The organism is Stenotrophomonas sp. 05L414_2, assembly GCF_056397905.1.
Map to the genome: position 1 here is coordinate 1 of NZ_JBFTOJ010000039.1, position 16,055 is coordinate 16,055.

Genomic DNA, 16,055 nt, shown 5'->3' on the forward strand with positions numbered 1-16,055 from the left:
CGCCCGCAAATGAAACCCGGTTGAAGGCTGCGGACGTGGTCGCGGCAGACCGCTACGGAAGCTCCAGCCTGGGCATCTTGAACGTGAACAAGGTGCCGGCGGCCGCACTGGACTCCACCTCCAACGTGCCGCCATGGGACCGCGCGATCTCCGACGCAATGTAGATGCCGAGGCCGAGACCCGGCCGCGGACGCTCACTCTTTTCACGTGAGAATGGGCTGAAAATCGCGTCCAACCTCGCTGATGGAATGTGTCCCTCGTTGTGTACGTCGAGCGTGAGCATTTCCGGCTCGGAGTGGACGGTCAGCGTAATCGGGGACGAGCGCTCTCCGTGTACCGCTGCATTGGTGAGCAGGTTGGCCAGGAGCTGTGCCAATCTGCTCGGGTCGCAGACCACGTCGTCGTCTATCTTTATGTGGACCTTGATGTCCTGGCGGCCAGTGGCGATTTCCACCTCTTCCACAACCCGCTTCAGGTCTTCTTCCAGCGTGCTTGTCAGCTGCAGCGCGATGGGAATGCCGCCGCCCAGACGTCCCCTGGCGAAATCAAGCACGTCGTTGATCAGTCCGTCCATTCTGGCAACGCCGGAGGTGATGTGCGCGAGCATCCGTTGCTGGCGCTCAGTGCCCGCCTCACATGCCAGCGAATCTGCGGCGATGCTGATGGCCTGCAGCGGACTGCGCAGGTCATGACCCAGCACGGCAATGAACTGGTCGCGCAGGTCGGCGACACGATGCGCGTCGGAGAGCGCCGTTTCCGCTCGCACAAGGCGATCTTCCTTGTCGAGGTAACTTCCTACCAGGTCGGCCAGCAGTTCCATGGAGCGTTGGACGTGGGCTATGTCGAAGTTGGCCGGTGCCGAATCAATCGCGCAGAGCGTGCCGAAGAAGCTCCCGTCTGGCCGATGGATGGGAACGGACGCATAGCTCTCAAGCCCGTAGATCCGTGGCGTGTGATGCTGRGAGTAAATCGGGTGCTCGCTTGCATGCGCAAATACAACTGACGTCGCCGACTGCCTGATCTCGTCACAGATGGTGGTCTCAAGCACCAGTTGGCCACCGGGAACCAGCCCGAACCCCAGGGTGTCGAAGGTGGCGCACGCGGTCCAGGTTGTCTGGGTCACGCGGGCAATGGCCGTGAATCGTGAGCCCGTGATGTGGGCGACGGTCTCCAGGATTCGCGGCACGGCCTGGATTCGACCAATCTCGGCGATGTCGTCCAGCAGATTGGGGTCCGTCAGCTTCTGCATGGTCGCTCGTCCGGTGGGCACCGCATCATCCCATGGAACCGTTGTGTAGGTTGATGCGAGGGTGATTGCGGCCTTTTCAGGCTTGGTCGTGGCGGACACTCGGGCCCCCTGCGGGAGGTGAACGACCGATCTGTCCGAATGCAGACATTGCGCAGGTCAGGCCATCTCCTTGGTCTCGTGGTCGCGCCGATCGTCGATGACCGTTCAGAGCTTGATTTCCAGCGTTGCCCGATACAACAGCGCCGTCTTGCGGCGCCGCTCGATATCCGTCGAGCCGCTCTCGTCGAAGTAGGCGTTCCCCGAAATGATCGCCTGCTGCAGCAGTTGCGCACGCTCACGCGGAGCTTGCTCTTCCTGCTGATGCTCCATCGCACGTCAGGTTGAAGACAGAGGGCACCGAAACCTCCACTGCGGCCGTGACCCAGCTGCTGAAAGGTCTTGTAGGTGCTGGCTACGTGGACAAGCAGGAGGCAACCGACGACCGGCGCAAGTGACGGCTGCCGGTCGAGCGCGCCACCGGCAGCGCGAAGCGAACATCCAGCAGTGGATGCAGCAGGCGCTGGCGCACTCTACGACGCGCTGTAGGCCGCCCAGAGGGCTTTACACCATCGCATCCATATTTATAATCGACCGGATGGTTAAATATGGAATCCGGTGATGGGCCGTCGCAAAAGTATTGATCCGCAGCAGCTCCTTGATGCTGCCGAGCGCGTTGTCGCCCAGGTGGGGGCGGCGCGCCTGACGTTGGATGCGGTGGCCGCCGAAGCCGGGGTCAGCAAGGCCTCGGTGGTCTACGACTTCCAGTCCAAGGCCGGTCTCATCCAGGCCGTGGTCGAACGTGCGGTGGCCCGCGACAACGCCTTCAACCGCGAGGCGGCCAAGGGGTTCAACCAGGATGCGCTGCTGCGCGGTCGTATTGCCGCAGCGGCCCAGCCCTTTCCCGAGGCATTCCAGCCGGTGGCCTTGGCGCTGTGCGCGGCCATGGCCCAAGATCCACAGCTGCGCGCACCCATCCAGCACAACCAGGCGCAGATCCTGGCCGAGATCCAGCAGCAGGCCACGCACCCACGCAGCGCGTTGCTGGCATACCTCGCGCTGGAGGGTATGAAGCTGCTGGAGTCGCTGGACTACGTGCAGTGGCCGGCCGCGCAGCGGCAGCAGCTGCTGCAGGACATTGGCGCGTTGATCGAGACGCCGCCGCGCTGAACCCGTTCTCTCCCCCGAGGTAACCCTGATGAGTTCTTCCACCCTCTTCCTGACCGGAGGAAGCGGCTACGTGGGCCGCAATCTGATTCGCCGCCTGTGTGCAGACGGTCACCACGTGCGTGCGCTGGTGCGCAGCCCCCAGGCGGCGGCGGTGGTACAGGCGCTGGGCGCCCAGCCGGTACACGGCGATCTGCTGGACCCCGACATCGCTTTGGCGATGGAGGGCTGCGCCGCGCTGATCCACGCGGCCGCCGACACCGACCACCGAAATGCTTCACCCAGCCAGTGGCAGACCAACGTGGAAGGCACCCGCAACGTGCTGACGGCCGCCCGTACTGCGGGTGTGTCGGTGGCGATCGTGCTGAGCAGCGAATCGGCACTGACCACCGGTGCGCCTTTGCATCAGGCGCGCGAGAACCATCAGTATCCGGCGCGCGCAGCAGGCATCTACGGCGCGAGCAAGGCTGAAGCAGAACGGGTGGCGATCGCGCTGTCCACACCGCATTTCGCAGTGAAGGTGCTGCGACCAAGATTTGTCTGGGGCCGCGACAACACGACCGCTATGCCCTACTTGCTGCAGGCCGTACGCAGCGGCCGCTTCGCCTGGATCGACGGCGGGCACTACCTCACCTCGTCCACCCACGTGGACAACCTGGCTGAAGCGGTCTGCTGCGCCTTGACGCGCGGTGCGGGCGGCCGTGTCTACCACATCTGCGATGGTGCGCCCGTGCCGTTCCGCCGTCTGATTGGCGCTCAGTTGCTGGCTTATGGCGTACAACCGCCTGAAAAACAGGTGCCGCGTGCGCTGCTGCGTGTTTTCATCGGACTGGATGACCTGTTCCGCAGACTGCGGCTGCCTCTGCGTGCGCCAATGACCCGCCAGGAGTTCGCATCTTCAGCGGTGGAGGTCACGCTGGATGACAGCCGTGCACGCAGCGAGCTTCGCTATCGGCCGGCGGTTACGCTGGAAGCCGGAATCGCGATGCTGCAGCGCCAAGTGGCCGAGCAAGGCTGATACTCATCGAGCGATCAGCGGGAGAGCCTCGCGCGGTGCGTGGCCGAACAGCCGACTGAACTCGCGGCTGAACTGAGAAGGGCTCTCGTAGCCCACGGCGAACGCGGTGGCGGAGATGCTGGTGCCGCCCCCCTGCAGCAGGCGACGTGCCTCGATCAGGCGCAGCTGCTTCTGGTACTGCAGCGGTGACAGGCCCGTTGCCGCACGGAAATGCCGATAGAACAGCGCGCTGCCCATGCCTGCACGGCTGGCCAGCGCGGCCGCATCAAGCGGTTGCCGGAAGCTGCGTTGCAGGGTGCGAATCGCGCCCGCCATCCGCCGTGCCAAGGGAGATGGCTGGGCCATCGCCAGCAGTGCTGGCCCTGCTTCACCCTGCAACAGACGAAACAGCAGCTCACGCTGCAGGGCAGGCCACAGCAGCCGCTGGGCGTCGGGCGTGTCGAGGGCCAGCTCCAGCAGACGCAGCAGACAGCTCAGTACGGGTGAATCCAGCGCTACCACACTGAATGGCGCAGGATGAGGCGCTTGGCCTGTCGGTGGGTTGCCCAACTGGCTCAGCAACTGTCGCAACAAGACGGTGTCCAACTCCACCACCAGCCCCAGAAAATGCGTCTGGTGGTTGCCCCGGGCGGCCATCCCGCGAGCGGGAACGGGCTGACGGGTGAGTAGTGCATCGCCGGCGCGATATTCCAGCACCGCATCGCCCACCCATACCTGTTTGGCCCCCTGTAGCACCGCCGCCACCGCGGGACGGTACAGAGCCGGGGCCGGAGCGCGCGTTGATCCTGTACGCGCCAGCCAAGCGCCGGGCAGAAGTTCCAGCAGCGGCTCCGCGTCCAGGCTGCGTGCGCGCAGCACCGCCTGCGCCTGCAGCGCTAATGCACGCAGCGGGGCTTGGCGATCACAGGTAGCAGGGAAATCGGGCAAGGATCGTGTGCAATTGGGCAAGTGCGGACGGCACCGTGGGCGCAGCATGTCACGCTCCGTTTCACGAGACAAAGCCACCATGAACAGCGTACACACTCCGCGCACCATCGCCCTGGTTACCGGCGGCAGCCGCGGCATTGGCCGCAGCATTGCCCTCCACTTGGCCAGGCAGGGTAGCGACGTGATGATTACCTACCAGCATCAGCAGGTTCAGGCCGCCGAAACCCTGCGCCAGATCGAAGCCTATGGCGTACGCGCCGCGATGCTGCCGCTGGATCTGGATGCGGTTGGATCACTGGAGACCTTCGTATCGGCTGTGCGGGCACAATTGCAGCGCTGGGGTGCATCGTACTTCCAACAGCTGGTGAACAATGCAGGGCTGCACGCACCATCGGCGTTCGGTGAGATCCGCGGCGATGACATCGACCTGCTGTACCGCGTGCATTTCAAAGCGCCACTGCTGCTGACCCAGTTGCTGGCGCCGCAGCTGGCCGATGGCGGCGCCATCATCAACATCTCCACCAGCCTTACCCGCCACGTGGCTGCGGGCAGCCTGGTGTACGCAGCAATGAAGAGCGCACTGGAAACCGCCACCCACTATCTCGCGCTCGAGCTGGGACCGAGGGGCATCGCGGTCAACGCCGTAGCCCCTGGCGCCACCGAGACCGACTTCTTCGGCGGTGCAGTGCGCGACGATGCCGCCGTGAACCACTATGTGGCACAGCACACGGCGATGGGACGTACGGGTCGCCCCGACGACATCGGCATGGCCGTGGCAAACCTGCTGGCGGGAGGCAGTCATTGGATTACCGGTCAGCGCATTGAGGCCTCAGGAGGAATGCTCCTGTAAGCGACTAGAGGGCCTCGCGATGTCAGCTTCTGGCCGAAAGTGGACGCTGGCGTGTGCATGCAATCCGAGCAGATATTCGTCAACCCGGCCGGGCGCTACAGGTTCTGGAAATGTCCGGATTACCTGGCAGGTCGCCTTCGGCAACTGCGCCGCCGAGCTGATGTGTAATCGCTGGTTGACAAGGTAGAACGATCGTTCTACCTTGGCGCCATGGATAAGACAACGACCGACACCCGACTGAAGATCCTGGACACGGCGGAGGCGCTGATTTACCAGAACGGAATACATGCGACCGGCATGGATCTGCTGGTGAAGACCTCTGGCGTTGCGCGCAAGAGCATTTACCGACACTTTGAAAACAAGGACCAGGTTGCCGCAGCCGCGCTGAGCGCGCGGGACGTGCGCTGGCTCAACTGGTTCAGGCAGGAATGCGACAAGGCCGGCAGCCCGGAAGCGCGCATCCTGGGCATGTTCACGGTGCTCAAAGGTTGGTTCAGGTCCGAGGGCTATCGCGGCTGTGCCTTCATCAACACGGCAGGCGAGGTCGGCGATTCTCACGACCCGATCCGCAGGATCGCCAAGCACCACAAGCAGAAACTGCTCGATTACACGCTGGAGCTCACCGGGCAACTGAACATCGCGCAGCCGGCCGTTCTGGCGCAGCAGCTCCTGCTTCTGATGGAAGGCGCCATCACCGTATCGCGCGTGATGGGTGACTACGACGCCGCAGACACCGCAAGGGACGTTGCGCAGTTGTTGTTGAAGCAAGCCACGCGCTAACGCCGCAGTAACCGAAATCCCGCCGCAGTACCCCGTTCATCCATTTCCACTGGAGGCCCCACCGTGTCCGCAGAAGCACCCCGTCCCCCCCTTCCCCCGTTCTGGCCGTCGCGGCGGTGGATGACCACGCGCAACTCCGACGACTCTGGAAACTGGTTCCGCTCCTATGGAAACGAGAACTGGGAGTTCGGCGCGGATGGTCTGATGGAGCGCCGCTTCTCGTGCATCAACGACATGCCCATCAAGGACAGCGAACGCAAGTTCCACTGGCCACTGGGGCGCCGCCCGGATGATCACCCGGGGCTGTCCGACCTGGGCATGTAAGCTGCGGAGCCAACGTGAGGAAGGCCTGCGGGCGTGAATGCGCCCGCGGGCTTTCCATGTCAGCGCGGGGTGCTCCTTCGCTTCAGGGTCCGGCTACGGCTGCACTTCAGCGCGGAACGCGATCTCGATCAACTGTTCGGGGAAGGCGAGCGCGGAAACCCCGATGAGGTTGCTGGCCACCTGGGGAACAGGCTGGCCATAGACGGCAGGCCTGACCTTGCTGCTGGCGGCGAACGCCGCAGGCACATCAATGACAAACAGGGTTTCCTCAACCACATCCGCCAACGATCCACCCAGCTCGGCCAACAACACCTGCGCGTTCTCGTAGGTGCGCTTCATCTGCGCTTCCATGGTGTCGAAGTTGGCAGGCTTTCCATCAGCGCCCAGAGCGGCCGGTGCCACCAGCTGTCCCTCCGGCGTGTGCGAGAGCTGGCCCGACACGAAGATCGAATTGTTCACGCGCACGGCCTGTACATACCCATAGGTCGATTCCCACGGCACGCCGAAGCTGGCCGTCTTGCGGTTGGAGGTACTCATTGCGTTGTCCTTCCAAGGATAAGGTCGCTGGTCTGCCGGCAGGCTCGGGTCCCCGCCTGCCCCGAACGGGTGAGGCAAGCGTGATCGTGAGCCTCGTGCGGCTGCTGCTGGCCGGAAGCAGACACAGCCTTCGGTTGCGCCATCCATGCGCCGTTTGTTCAATCCAGCGCGTGCTCGGCCAGACATGATCTATCGGTCCCAATGCAATCCCGCACCGATGACAGATTCCGATACGTGCCGTTCGCCAGTCCAAAGTACCTTCCGACGTTGTGTCATCGGTGGAGAACGAAAGGACAGATCGGCACCACCGCAGGTTACGGAGGGGGCGATAGCCTTCTCCACCCTGTCTTCCCTGGCCGCAGTATTGAGCGATGAGAACCGCCGGCTGTTGCGACTGCTGCGCGAACTTCAACCCAGGTCGCTCACCGAACTGTCCGAGCACTGCGGGCGCAAGGTTCCAAGCCTTTCTCGTACCCTTCGGATGATGGAAGGCTATGGGCTGGTTGAACTGAAGCGGGTCGGGGCGTCTGTGGTGCCATCTGCCATGGCCACGCGCTTTCTCATAGAGCTCGACTAGCACCACGTTGTATCGCCGCATCGCGGAGTTCTGTCGTTATTGCCTCGTTGACGTGTCAGCCCACTACGCTGGCAATCACGACCCATGTCGCATATTCCTCTATCGCCGAGGGCCCTTGCGCCATCGGCGTCTGGGGCGGCTTAACAGCATGCAAGAATGCCGAAAGCGTCTTGCATCAAGCATTGAATGCAACTCTTCTGATTGGCACTGCGCGTCGGCACAGGTACAGATGACGAGCCGCCTCATCTGGGGCGGCCGGGCCTCGAAAACCCGTATCGACAATGAAGTGATTGCGCTTGCCGGCCGACGCCACCTCGCGTGGCGTCGGTCGGCAATCCGTCTGCCGGCTGCGGCGGGCGGAGCGTGGAGGCCTTGTGCCTGCCGGTTCATTGTCCCRGTTTTCGAGCCACGTCTCCGCCCGCCACCTTTGTGTGGCGGCTACCGTCTGTCCTGCACGGAGCCCCAGCCATGACTGCACCGGAATTCCCCCGTCCCCATCCCTATCGCGCAGCTGACGATGCGTCATCAGAGCAAGCATCTGCGATCGATCCCAGAGCTTTCATCGCCACGCTGACGCGTATCGGCAACGGCGCAGCCGCCGACGGCCAGCCGTGGCCGGAGCGTCATCAGATGCCCGGCCGCCGCATGGCGCTGGCCGATGCGGACTGCGCACTGGCGGGCCTGCGCATCGCGCTGGAAATGCTGCTGGCGGCCGAGCGCGTCCGCCAGAACGGACCGGACGACGAATACGTGGGCGATCGGGTGATGGAGGGTTTGATGATGGCGTGCCTGGCGCTGACCGCGCAGGTCAGCGCGCGGATGCGGCCTGAGGCGTAACGCCGGAGAATCTTCCGGCGTTACCGCCGGTCATTCGCAGGAATCGCCTTCTTCCTTCAGCATCGCCTCGTCCACCGGCCGCTCGCGCTCGATCAGCGCGCGCTGCTCCGCGTTCGGCTCGCCCAGCCACCACACGTTGCAGCGGGTGGTAAGGCGGCCGACCATCTTCGAGTGCGTCGGCGAATACAGCATCGCCAGCGCGGTGGTCGAGCACTGGTGCGCCTGGCAGGCGGTGTAGAGCCACCACGGCTCGCCCTGCAGCACCATCAATTCGCCAGGCCCGCTGGGACCGCTCAGCAGGCGTTCGCGCAGGGAGGGGACGTTCTTGTCGGGCGATTCGGCCGTGGCAGTGTTCTTCATCAGGGCGTCGAACGCGGCCAGCACCTTCGGGTCCTTGCGGCCGCAGTCGTCCACGGTGTTGCCGCCGACCAGGGTGAAGAAATAAGTCGCCAGCGGATTGTCCGCGCAGGTGAGTTCGGCGCCGGGGGTCTCACCTTCCGGCTCGCCTTCGTTGTCCCACACCGACGGGTCCACGCCGTCTTCGACGGAAGGCGCGTTCTCGACCACCGTGGCCGTGGCGGCGGGGGCTTCCGTCGGCGCAGCAGTAGCGGCGGGTGCAGCTGCGGTGCCTGCTTCCGGTGCCGGTGCCTGCGTGCACGCGGCCAGCAACGCGACCAGCCCTGCCATTCCCATCATTCGAGACGTCATTCCCTGTCCTGTGTCCATTCGCCCAGCCGGCGACCGCGTGATTCTACCCGCCAGCCAAGGTGGATACTCTGGCAATCACGCCTTCCATCACTGCCAGGATGCAGACGTATGTGCCGTTCAAGACTTGCCGTGATTCTTCTCAGTGGCCTGTTGCTGGCCGGGCCTGTTGTTGCGCAGGAGCCCGCCGCACGCTCGCCCGCCGCGCGTCTTGCCGATGTCCCCCTGCCCGCCGCGCTGGATCGCGTGCTGCGCGATTACGAACAGGCGTGGCGCACCGGTGATGCGAAGGCGTTGGCGGGATTGTTCGCCGAGGATGGTTTCATCCTGCAGAGCAACCAGCCGCCCGTGCGCGGGCGCGCGGCGATCGAGGCGGCGTATGCCGGCCAGGGAAGCAGCCCGTTGCGGCTGCGTGCGCTGGCCTATGCCGCAGAGGAATCCACCGGTTACATCATTGGTGCCTACACCTACGGCAACAACGCAGGCGATACCGGGAAGTTCACGCTGACGTTGAAGCGGGTGGCGGGTGGGCCATGGATGATTTTTTCGGACATGGACAACACCAACGCGCCGCCGCAGTCGCGGTGATGGGCGCTGCGGGTTCCGCAGTAGATCCACGCCATGCGTGGATGGGTTTCGCGCACGCACAGAAAAAACCCCGGCGCTGGGCCGGGGTTTTTCGATTCACTTGAACAGCGTATCCGGATACTCCGGTTTCTGTTCGCGTGCCAACAGCGCACGCAATCCTTCTTCCGGGGTCTGCTCGCCATGCAGCACGGCGCGCACGCGGTCGGAGATGGGCAGGTCGATGCCATGACGGCGCGCCTGTCGCATCACCTCGTCGGCGGTCTGCACCGACTCGACCACCTGGCCGATTTCGCGGATGGCGTCCTGCAGCGTCTGCCCGCGGCCCAGGGCCAGGCCCAGGCGGCGGTTGCGCGACAGGTCGCCGGTGCAGGTCAGCACCAGGTCGCCCAGCCCCGCCAGGCCCATCAGCGTTTCCGGCTTGGCGCCGATCGCTGCCGCCAGGCGCAGCATCTCGTTGAGGCCACGGGTGATCAGGCCGGCACGGGCGTTCAGGCCCAGCTGCATGCCATCGGCCACGCCGGTGGCCACGGCCAGCACGTTCTTCATCGCACCGCCCAGCTCGGCACCGACCATGTCGTCGCCGGTGTAGGCGCGAAACGCCGGACCGTGCATCGCCTCGGCCACCGTCTGCGCGAACTCGGGCACGTCGCCGTGCACGGTGATCGCGGTCGGCAGGCCCAGAGTGACTTCCTTGGCGAACGACGGCCCGGTGACAACGGCCAGCGGCACGTCCTCGCCCAGCACTTCGCGCGCCACTTCATGCAGGAAGCGGCCAGAGCCGGGCTCGAAGCCCTTGGTGGCCCAGGCCACACCGGCACCGGCCGGACGCAGCGGTGCCAGCGCGCGCACGGTTTCACCGAATGCATGCGACGGGGTCACCACCAGGATCCAGGCGGCACCTTCCACCGCCGACGCGAGGTCGGTGGTGGCGCGCAGCGATTCCGGCAACGGAATGCCCGGCAGGTAACGCGGATTCTCGTGGCGCTGGTCGATGGCCTCGACCACGGCGGCATCGCGCCCCCACAGCACGGTCTGGCGACCGTGGCGGGCGAGCAGCGTCGCCAGCGCGGTTCCCCAGGAACCGGCGCCGAGTACGGCAACCTTGTCAGCGGTAGTGCTCATCCGTGACGTCGCGGCCGGGATCAGGCGTTGCCGGCCGGCTCGGAGTCAGCCAGCGACGGTGCGTCGCCCTGCTCCTGGCGCTGGCGCAGGGTTTCTGCGTACAGGCCTTCGAAGTTGATCGGCTGCAGGAAGAACGGCGGGAAGCCGCCGGCCTGGATCAGGTCGCTGACCAGCTGGCGCACGTACGGGAACAGGATGTTCGGGCACTGGGTGCCGAGGAGCACGTCGATCGACTGCGGGTCCAAGCCGACCAGGCCGAACACGCCAGCCTGCTTCACTTCGGCCACGTACGCGGTGCGCTCGCCGGCCTGGCAGGTCAGGGTCACGGCCAGCACGACTTCAAAGGCATTCTCGCCCAGACGCTGGACCTGCTGGTTCAGGTTGAGCTGCAGTTCCGGCTGCACCTGGTCGTTGAAGATCGACGGGGCATTCGGCGACTCGAAAGAAACGTCCTTGACGTAGATCTTCTCGACGGTGAACGCGGGGCCGGTGGCGGCATCGACCGGCGCGACAGCGCCGTTGGTGGTCTCTTCGGACATTTCCAGTAACTCCAGTGAATGCAATGAAAACGATGGTCGAATTACTGCGATGGGGGCGGCGGAGGGCGCAAACAAGGCCACATCCGCCACCGCCTGCGATCAGTTGCGGCCCTTGACCAGCGGCAGTTCTGCCTGCTGCCACGCGGGGATGCCGCCGTCGAGCACGAAGACCTTTTCGAAGCCGGCCTTCTTCAGCGCCTTGGCGGCGGTCTCGGACGCGTTGCCGCTGCGGCACACCAGTACCACCGGGGCCTGCTTGGCGTTGGCCACCAGCTTGTGCTCGGGGCCGAACGCGCTGGCCTGGGCACTGCGGCTGCCGGCGATGTGGCCCTTTTCGAAATCAGCGCTGGGCGACAGATCAACCACCACCGTGCCGCCCGCGTTGATCAGCTGGGTCAGTTCGGCGGGCTTGATGCCCTTGAAGCCCCGGAACAGGCGGCGGATTTCGGTGACGATGAGGGCCACGGTCAGGCCGACCAGGGCCGCGGACAGCATCGGGTTTCGGCCTGCGAAGGCCAGCAACTCTTCGTAATTCACTCAGGTCACGGGTCGATTAAGCGGGCGCCGATTGTCGCACAAGCCGGACGCGACCCGTCACTGCCCCTGCCAGAGGTCCGGCAGGCCCGCACTCTGCCACCAGCGCTTGGCTTCCGGATCCCAGCGCCAGCGCTCGGTCACCACCACGGTGCGCTCGGCCTGGGTGTTCTGGTTGATCACCCCGATTTCGACCCGGCGCTCGACCTGGCCGCCGTCCAGCGATGCGCTGCTGCGCTCGCGGTAGGACGACACGCGCAGCTGCGCATAGCGGTTGAGCTCGAACTCGGTCGGCGGCTTGGTCTTGCGCAGCTGCGGGTCCAGATAGGCGATGGCGTCGTCCATGCTGCCCCAGCGGATGGTGGCACCGTAGGCGATCTGGGTCTCTTCCAGCAGCTTGCGCTGCTTGCGGCTGAGGTCGTCGGCGGCAGCGCCGGCGGCGGCGCTGAGCAGCAGCAGGGAACACAGGAGGATCTGGATGAGGCGGCGCATCGGTGGGTTCCGCAGGGCGTCAGCCTGCCATCCTACCCTTTGGCGAAGGCAACGAAGCGACCGCTGAATTCGGCCGCGGCCTTGCCGTCGGCACCGGGCTGGGTGGCGACAATGCTGATGCGGGCCTTGCCGCGCTGGCGGAAGGTGGCCAGGAAGGTCTCCCAGGCGCCGCTTCCGGCCGCTTCGGCATGGGCATGCAGGTCTTCATAGACCGGTGCCAGGTAGCGCAGGTTGCTGTCGGCCACGTAGACCTCGGCGTCGTGGCCGGCCAGGCGCAGGCGCAGGCTGACCAGCGCCCAGCCGGACAGGGTCAGCACCGAGGCCAGGCTGCCGCCGAACGCATTGCCCTTGTCATTGACGTTGGCCACCAGCGGCGCGGTGATGCGCAGCACGCCGTCGGCATAGCCATCCAGGCGGATCTGCATCGCGCGGACCGCCGGCATGCAGTCCAGCACGTCCTGCAGGGCAGCCAGCGAAGAGGTCAGGGCATCAACAGCCATCAGCAGCAACCACGACAACGAAGGGCCCGCATAATGACGGTAATGGCCAACCATACGATACCCACTGGCTGGACCCTGATCTCGCTGCGCCCGCAGGGCCAGCAGGCGGCGCTGCGCCACGCCGCAGCAGGGCTGGGAGGCCGTACCGTCGCGCTTTCGCCCTGGCGGCTGCAGCGTCTGCAGGGCAGCGCCGCGCGCCAGCAACTGCAACGGGCGCTGACCAGCGATCGGGTGGTGTTCACCAGCCCGGCAGCCGTGGCCGCAGCGGCCAGCCTGCTACCGCTGGCGACGGCGCAGCGCAGCCCGTGGCTGACGGTGGGCGAAGGCACCGCGCGTGCCCTGCTGGCCCATGGCGTCGCTGACGTCCATGCGCCCCAGCGGATGGACAGCGAGGGCCTGCTGGCGATGCCGGTGCTGGGCGATGTGCGGGGCATGCAGATCGGGCTGGTGACCGCACCGGGAGGCCGGGGCCTGATTGCCGCTGAGTTGCAGGCCGCGGGCGCGCAGATCACCCGCGCTGATGTCTACCGACGGCTGCCACTGCGCTTGTCACGGCGCATGCTGGCGCGTTTGGCCCGTTCTCCGATGCCTTGGCTGCTGGCCATCAGCAGTGGCGAGGCATTGCAGCGTTTCTGGCAGCAGCTGCCTGGGCACTGGCAGCAGCGGCTGCGGGCGAACGCGATCGCGCTGGTCGCCAGCGACCGGCTGGGCGCGCAGGCGCAGGCCCTGGGGCTGACCCGGGTGGTGCGCAGCGAGGGCCCTACCAGCGTTCAGTTGATGGCCGCTGCACACACTGCGCTCACCGGCCCGGCAGCGACCTGAACAGGCGCCCGGCAGCGGCTTGCCGGTGTCGTCGGCAACAGTGATGCTGTGCACAACGCTGCCTGCCGGATCTGTTCCGGCATTGCCGCCGACAAGGAAGCCCGATGAACGACACTCTGCCGCCCGCTCCATCGCCCCATCGCCCCATGCGCTGGCTGCTGCCGCTTGCCGTGCTGGCGGTGCTGGGCGCGGGCGGCTATGCCGGCTACCACTATTGGCAGAAGCAGCAGAGCGACCAGCTGGCGCAGGCGCAGACCACCGCCGTGCAGCTGAAGGGGCTGGAGGCTACGGTCGAGGCCCTGCGCCGCGACCAGCGTGCTGCCAGCCAGCGCTTGCAGGATGCGGCCACCACCAACCGGGTGCTGCGCGACGAAGTGCTGGGCCTGTCGCAACGAAGTGCCCTGCTGGAAGAMAACCTGGCCAAGCTGGCCGACAGCGCCAACCAGGGCCGCCAGGCGGTCCAGCGCGATGAGGCCGAACTGCTGCTGACCCAGGCCGCACAGCGGCTGGCCTTCGCCGATGACGTGGAAGGCTCACGCCGGCTGTATGCGCTGGCCGCCACTGCATTGGCCGATCTGCCCGACAGCGACGGCCTGAACCTGCGCCAGGCACTGGTGCAGGAACGCAACGCGCTGGATGCGTTGGGCGCTGGCCCGCGCGTGCTGTCACTGCAACGCCTGGACGCGCTGGGCAAGGCCCTGCAGGGCCTGCCTTCGCAGATCGCGCAGACGCCGGCCAACAACACCGCAAAACCGTGGTGGCAGGCCGCGCTGGCGCCCTTCGTGGATATCACCCCGAGCCGCCTGAACGGCCCGCTGACGTCGGCCGAGCGCGCCACCATCGATACGGCGCTGCAGCTGGAACTGACCCTGGCCCGCGCAGCGATCGAGCGCGGCGACGGCAAAGGCCGCGATGCCGCGCTGAACAGAATCGATCACTGGGCGCAGCGGCGCTGGCCGGATTCACCGGACCTGCGCGCGCAACGTGCTGAACTCCATGCCCTGCGCTCGCTGCCATTGCAGGCCGATGACACCGTGCTTGGCAGCACCCTGCAACAACTGCGTACCCAGACCGACCGGAGGTAAGCCCGTATGAAACCCCTGCAATCACTGGTCGTGCTGTTGCTGGCCGTGGCCATTGGCGTAGTTGCCGCGCAATGGCTCGGCACCGATGACCTGAACCGCTACGGCGAAGTGACCCTGCGCTATGGCGGCTACGACTACCACAGCAACCTGCCGAAGGTAGCGCTGCTGTCGGTGATCGGCGTGCTGGTGCTGTGGCTGCTGTGGAGCCTGATCGCCGCACCGTTCCGTGCCTGGGGCCGCTACCGCCGCAAGCAGGGCCGGGTGCGCCTGATCGATGGTCTGCTGGCCTATGAGCATGGCCAGTGGCAGCGCGCCGAGAAGCTGCTGGATGGCGCCGCCAAGGATCCGGAAGTGAGCGGGGTTGCCCTGGCCAATGCCGTGCGCAGCGCGCAGGTGCGGGCCGATGCACCCGCTGCAGAGGCGCTGCTGCAGCGCCTGGGCGAAAGCGATGCGACCTTGCAGGCACTGCTGCGTGCCGAGCAGCTGTTGGCCAACGATCTGCCGGTGGATGCGATCAACGCATTGGATGTGGCGGCGATCCAGCCGCTGCCGCCGCGTGGTCTGTGGCTGCGTACCGAAGCGCTGGCACGTGCTGGCCGCGCGCACGAGGCTTACGGCCAGCTGGGCGCGCTGCGCCAGACCAAGGTGCTGCCGGCCGAGGCCAGCAGCGAGCTGGAAGCACGCCTGGCCGCGCAGGCACTGCTGGAAGCGGGCGACGTCAACGCCCTGGCTGCGCAGTGGGAAGCCACGCCGAAGGCGCTGCGACCGACCCCGGACGTGGTTGCCGCCTACGCCACCCGTGCAGTTGCACTGGACTGGGACGAACCGGCACTGCTGGCGCTTGAGCAGGCGCTGGACCACCGCTGGGATGACGAACTGGTGGCCGTGTATGGCCGTCTGCCGGCCGAACGTCTGGCCACGCGCCAGGCCAACCTGCAGCGCTGGCGCAACGTGCATGACGACTCGGCGGCCCTGCGCCTGGCCCAGGGCCGCATCGCGCTGGCGCAGCAACAGTGGGACGCGGCCGATGCGTTCCTGCATGAAGCCATCGCCGCGGGTGCCGGTGCCCCTGCATGGGAAGCGCTGGGCGAAGCCTTCGCGCAACGTGGCGAACACGTGCTGGCCGCGCAGTGCCTGGCCAACGCGCTGCGCCTGCAGCGTGGCGAAGACAGCGTGGCGCTGGTGCGTGCACCGGCAGCGGTGGTTGACCCGCCGCTGCATGCGACCGTCGAGGAGCAGTCGATTGCACCGCTGCCGCCGGTGTACGACGCCAATGAAGAGCGCGACGCGTTTGGCAACCCGCGGATGCCGTGACCCGCTTCGGTAGTCGCCAACCTTGGTTGGCGTGTGAGCCCGCCGGGATAAC

Annotated in this window: 20 protein-coding genes and 1 pseudogene; 11 read left to right on the forward strand and 10 right to left on the reverse strand. The window is 66.2% G+C overall.

All coding sequences use genetic code 11. From position 1 onward, the window contains the following. Positions 1 to 52: 52 nt before the first annotated feature. A complete protein-coding gene (locus AC1DJN_RS07610; RefSeq protein ID WP_478013556.1) occupies positions 53 to 1,249 on the reverse strand; it encodes a GAF domain-containing sensor histidine kinase in 1,197 nt (398 codons plus the stop codon). Between the two features lie 204 nt (positions 1,250 to 1,453). Then, the gene (locus AC1DJN_RS07615) at positions 1,454 to 1,618 is read right to left on the reverse strand and encodes a hypothetical protein (RefSeq protein ID WP_442251507.1); all 165 of its coding nucleotides are present in this window, start codon (positions 1,616 to 1,618) and stop codon (positions 1,454 to 1,456) included. 288 nt (positions 1,619 to 1,906) lie between these two features. Here AC1DJN_RS07615 and AC1DJN_RS07620 point away from each other — a divergent pair, with 288 nt between their 5' ends. Next, the gene (locus AC1DJN_RS07620; RefSeq protein WP_025875904.1) at positions 1,907 to 2,455 is read left to right on the forward strand and encodes a TetR/AcrR family transcriptional regulator; all 549 of its coding nucleotides are present in this window, start codon (positions 1,907 to 1,909) and stop codon (positions 2,453 to 2,455) included. 28 nt (positions 2,456 to 2,483) lie between these two features. Continuing rightward, positions 2,484 to 3,470, forward strand: a complete 987-nt coding sequence (locus AC1DJN_RS07625) for an NAD-dependent epimerase/dehydratase family protein (protein WP_442251506.1) — start codon at positions 2,484 to 2,486, stop codon at positions 3,468 to 3,470. Positions 3,471 to 3,473: 3 nt separating this feature from the next. Here the strand turns inward: AC1DJN_RS07625 and AC1DJN_RS07630 are convergent, their stop codons facing one another. Then, positions 3,474 to 4,493, reverse strand: a complete 1,020-nt coding sequence (locus AC1DJN_RS07630) for an AraC family transcriptional regulator (RefSeq protein ID WP_442251505.1) — start codon at positions 4,491 to 4,493, stop codon at positions 3,474 to 3,476. Here AC1DJN_RS07630 and AC1DJN_RS07635 point away from each other — a divergent pair. From AC1DJN_RS07635 to AC1DJN_RS07645, 3 genes and pseudogenes are all read left to right on the forward strand, one after another. Next, complete coding sequence (locus tag AC1DJN_RS07635; protein ID WP_478013555.1) at positions 4,477 to 5,247, forward strand: SDR family NAD(P)-dependent oxidoreductase; 771 nt, start codon at positions 4,477 to 4,479, stop codon at positions 5,245 to 5,247. The genes AC1DJN_RS07630 and AC1DJN_RS07635 overlap by 17 nt on opposite strands. Before the next feature lie 210 nt (positions 5,248 to 5,457). Then, positions 5,458 to 6,027 (forward strand): TetR/AcrR family transcriptional regulator, encoded by a 570-nt coding sequence (locus tag AC1DJN_RS07640; RefSeq protein ID WP_442251503.1) that lies wholly within the window; start codon positions 5,458 to 5,460, stop codon positions 6,025 to 6,027. Between the two features lie 138 nt (positions 6,028 to 6,165). Beyond that, positions 6,166 to 6,351: pseudogene (locus AC1DJN_RS07645) on the forward strand (DUF1348 family protein); the annotation flags it as partial. A gap of 93 nt (positions 6,352 to 6,444) precedes the next feature. On the opposite strand, the gene AC1DJN_RS07650 reads toward AC1DJN_RS07645, so the two are convergent. Then, entirely contained in the window at positions 6,445 to 6,888 is a 444-nt protein-coding gene (locus AC1DJN_RS07650; protein ID WP_442251502.1) for a RidA family protein, read from the reverse strand. A gap of 217 nt (positions 6,889 to 7,105) precedes the next feature. On the opposite strand from AC1DJN_RS07650, the gene AC1DJN_RS07655 reads away from it, so the two are divergent. Then, positions 7,106 to 7,465, forward strand: a complete 360-nt coding sequence (locus AC1DJN_RS07655) for an HVO_A0114 family putative DNA-binding protein (protein ID WP_051562394.1) — start codon at positions 7,106 to 7,108, stop codon at positions 7,463 to 7,465. Positions 7,466 to 7,933: 468 nt separating this feature from the next. Continuing rightward, positions 7,934 to 8,302 (forward strand): hypothetical protein, encoded by a 369-nt coding sequence (locus AC1DJN_RS07660; protein WP_442251501.1) that lies wholly within the window; start codon positions 7,934 to 7,936, stop codon positions 8,300 to 8,302. Between the two features lie 30 nt (positions 8,303 to 8,332). Here AC1DJN_RS07660 and AC1DJN_RS07665 read toward each other — a convergent pair whose 3' ends face one another. After that, the gene (locus tag AC1DJN_RS07665) at positions 8,333 to 9,010 is read right to left on the reverse strand and encodes a hypothetical protein (protein WP_442251500.1); all 678 of its coding nucleotides are present in this window, start codon (positions 9,008 to 9,010) and stop codon (positions 8,333 to 8,335) included. A gap of 129 nt (positions 9,011 to 9,139) precedes the next feature. Between AC1DJN_RS07665 and AC1DJN_RS07670 the strand changes: the two genes are divergently transcribed. Next, the gene (locus AC1DJN_RS07670) at positions 9,140 to 9,595 is read left to right on the forward strand and encodes a YybH family protein (RefSeq protein ID WP_442251499.1); all 456 of its coding nucleotides are present in this window, start codon (positions 9,140 to 9,142) and stop codon (positions 9,593 to 9,595) included. 96 nt (positions 9,596 to 9,691) lie between these two features. On the opposite strand, the gene AC1DJN_RS07675 is transcribed toward AC1DJN_RS07670, so the two are convergent. The 5 genes from AC1DJN_RS07675 to AC1DJN_RS07695 all read right to left on the reverse strand — a co-directional run bounded on the left by AC1DJN_RS07675 (position 9,692) and on the right by AC1DJN_RS07695 (position 12,782). Beyond that, positions 9,692 to 10,717 (reverse strand): NAD(P)H-dependent glycerol-3-phosphate dehydrogenase, encoded by a 1,026-nt coding sequence (locus AC1DJN_RS07675; protein ID WP_032978039.1) that lies wholly within the window; start codon positions 10,715 to 10,717, stop codon positions 9,692 to 9,694. A 20-nt stretch (positions 10,718 to 10,737) separates the two neighbouring features. Continuing rightward, a complete protein-coding gene (gene secB, locus AC1DJN_RS07680; RefSeq protein WP_025875931.1) occupies positions 10,738 to 11,256 on the reverse strand; it encodes a protein-export chaperone SecB in 519 nt (172 codons plus the stop codon). Positions 11,257 to 11,355: 99 nt separating this feature from the next. Then, positions 11,356 to 11,793 carry a rhodanese-like domain-containing protein gene (locus AC1DJN_RS07685; protein ID WP_025875933.1) on the reverse strand — a complete coding sequence of 146 codons (438 nt, stop codon included), beginning with the start codon at positions 11,791 to 11,793 and terminating at the stop codon, positions 11,356 to 11,358. A gap of 57 nt (positions 11,794 to 11,850) precedes the next feature. Continuing rightward, positions 11,851 to 12,282 carry a hypothetical protein gene (locus AC1DJN_RS07690; protein WP_080150286.1) on the reverse strand — a complete coding sequence of 144 codons (432 nt, stop codon included), beginning with the start codon at positions 12,280 to 12,282 and terminating at the stop codon, positions 11,851 to 11,853. A 32-nt stretch (positions 12,283 to 12,314) separates the two neighbouring features. Next, positions 12,315 to 12,782 carry a YiiD C-terminal domain-containing protein gene (locus AC1DJN_RS07695; RefSeq protein WP_032951885.1) on the reverse strand — a complete coding sequence of 156 codons (468 nt, stop codon included), beginning with the start codon at positions 12,780 to 12,782 and terminating at the stop codon, positions 12,315 to 12,317. 33 nt (positions 12,783 to 12,815) lie between these two features. Between AC1DJN_RS07695 and AC1DJN_RS07700 the strand changes: the two genes are divergently transcribed. From AC1DJN_RS07700 to AC1DJN_RS07710, 3 genes are all read left to right on the forward strand, one after another. Further along, on the forward strand, positions 12,816 to 13,604 hold the full coding sequence (locus AC1DJN_RS07700) for a uroporphyrinogen-III synthase (protein ID WP_032978034.1): 789 nt from the start codon (positions 12,816 to 12,818) through the stop codon (positions 13,602 to 13,604). Between the two features lie 104 nt (positions 13,605 to 13,708). Further along, a complete protein-coding gene (locus AC1DJN_RS07705) occupies positions 13,709 to 14,689 on the forward strand; it encodes a uroporphyrinogen-III C-methyltransferase (protein ID WP_478039050.1) in 981 nt (326 codons plus the stop codon). 6 nt (positions 14,690 to 14,695) lie between these two features. Next, positions 14,696 to 16,003 carry a heme biosynthesis HemY N-terminal domain-containing protein gene (locus AC1DJN_RS07710; protein ID WP_032978029.1) on the forward strand — a complete coding sequence of 436 codons (1,308 nt, stop codon included), beginning with the start codon at positions 14,696 to 14,698 and terminating at the stop codon, positions 16,001 to 16,003. The last annotated feature ends 52 nt before the right edge of the window (positions 16,004 to 16,055 follow it).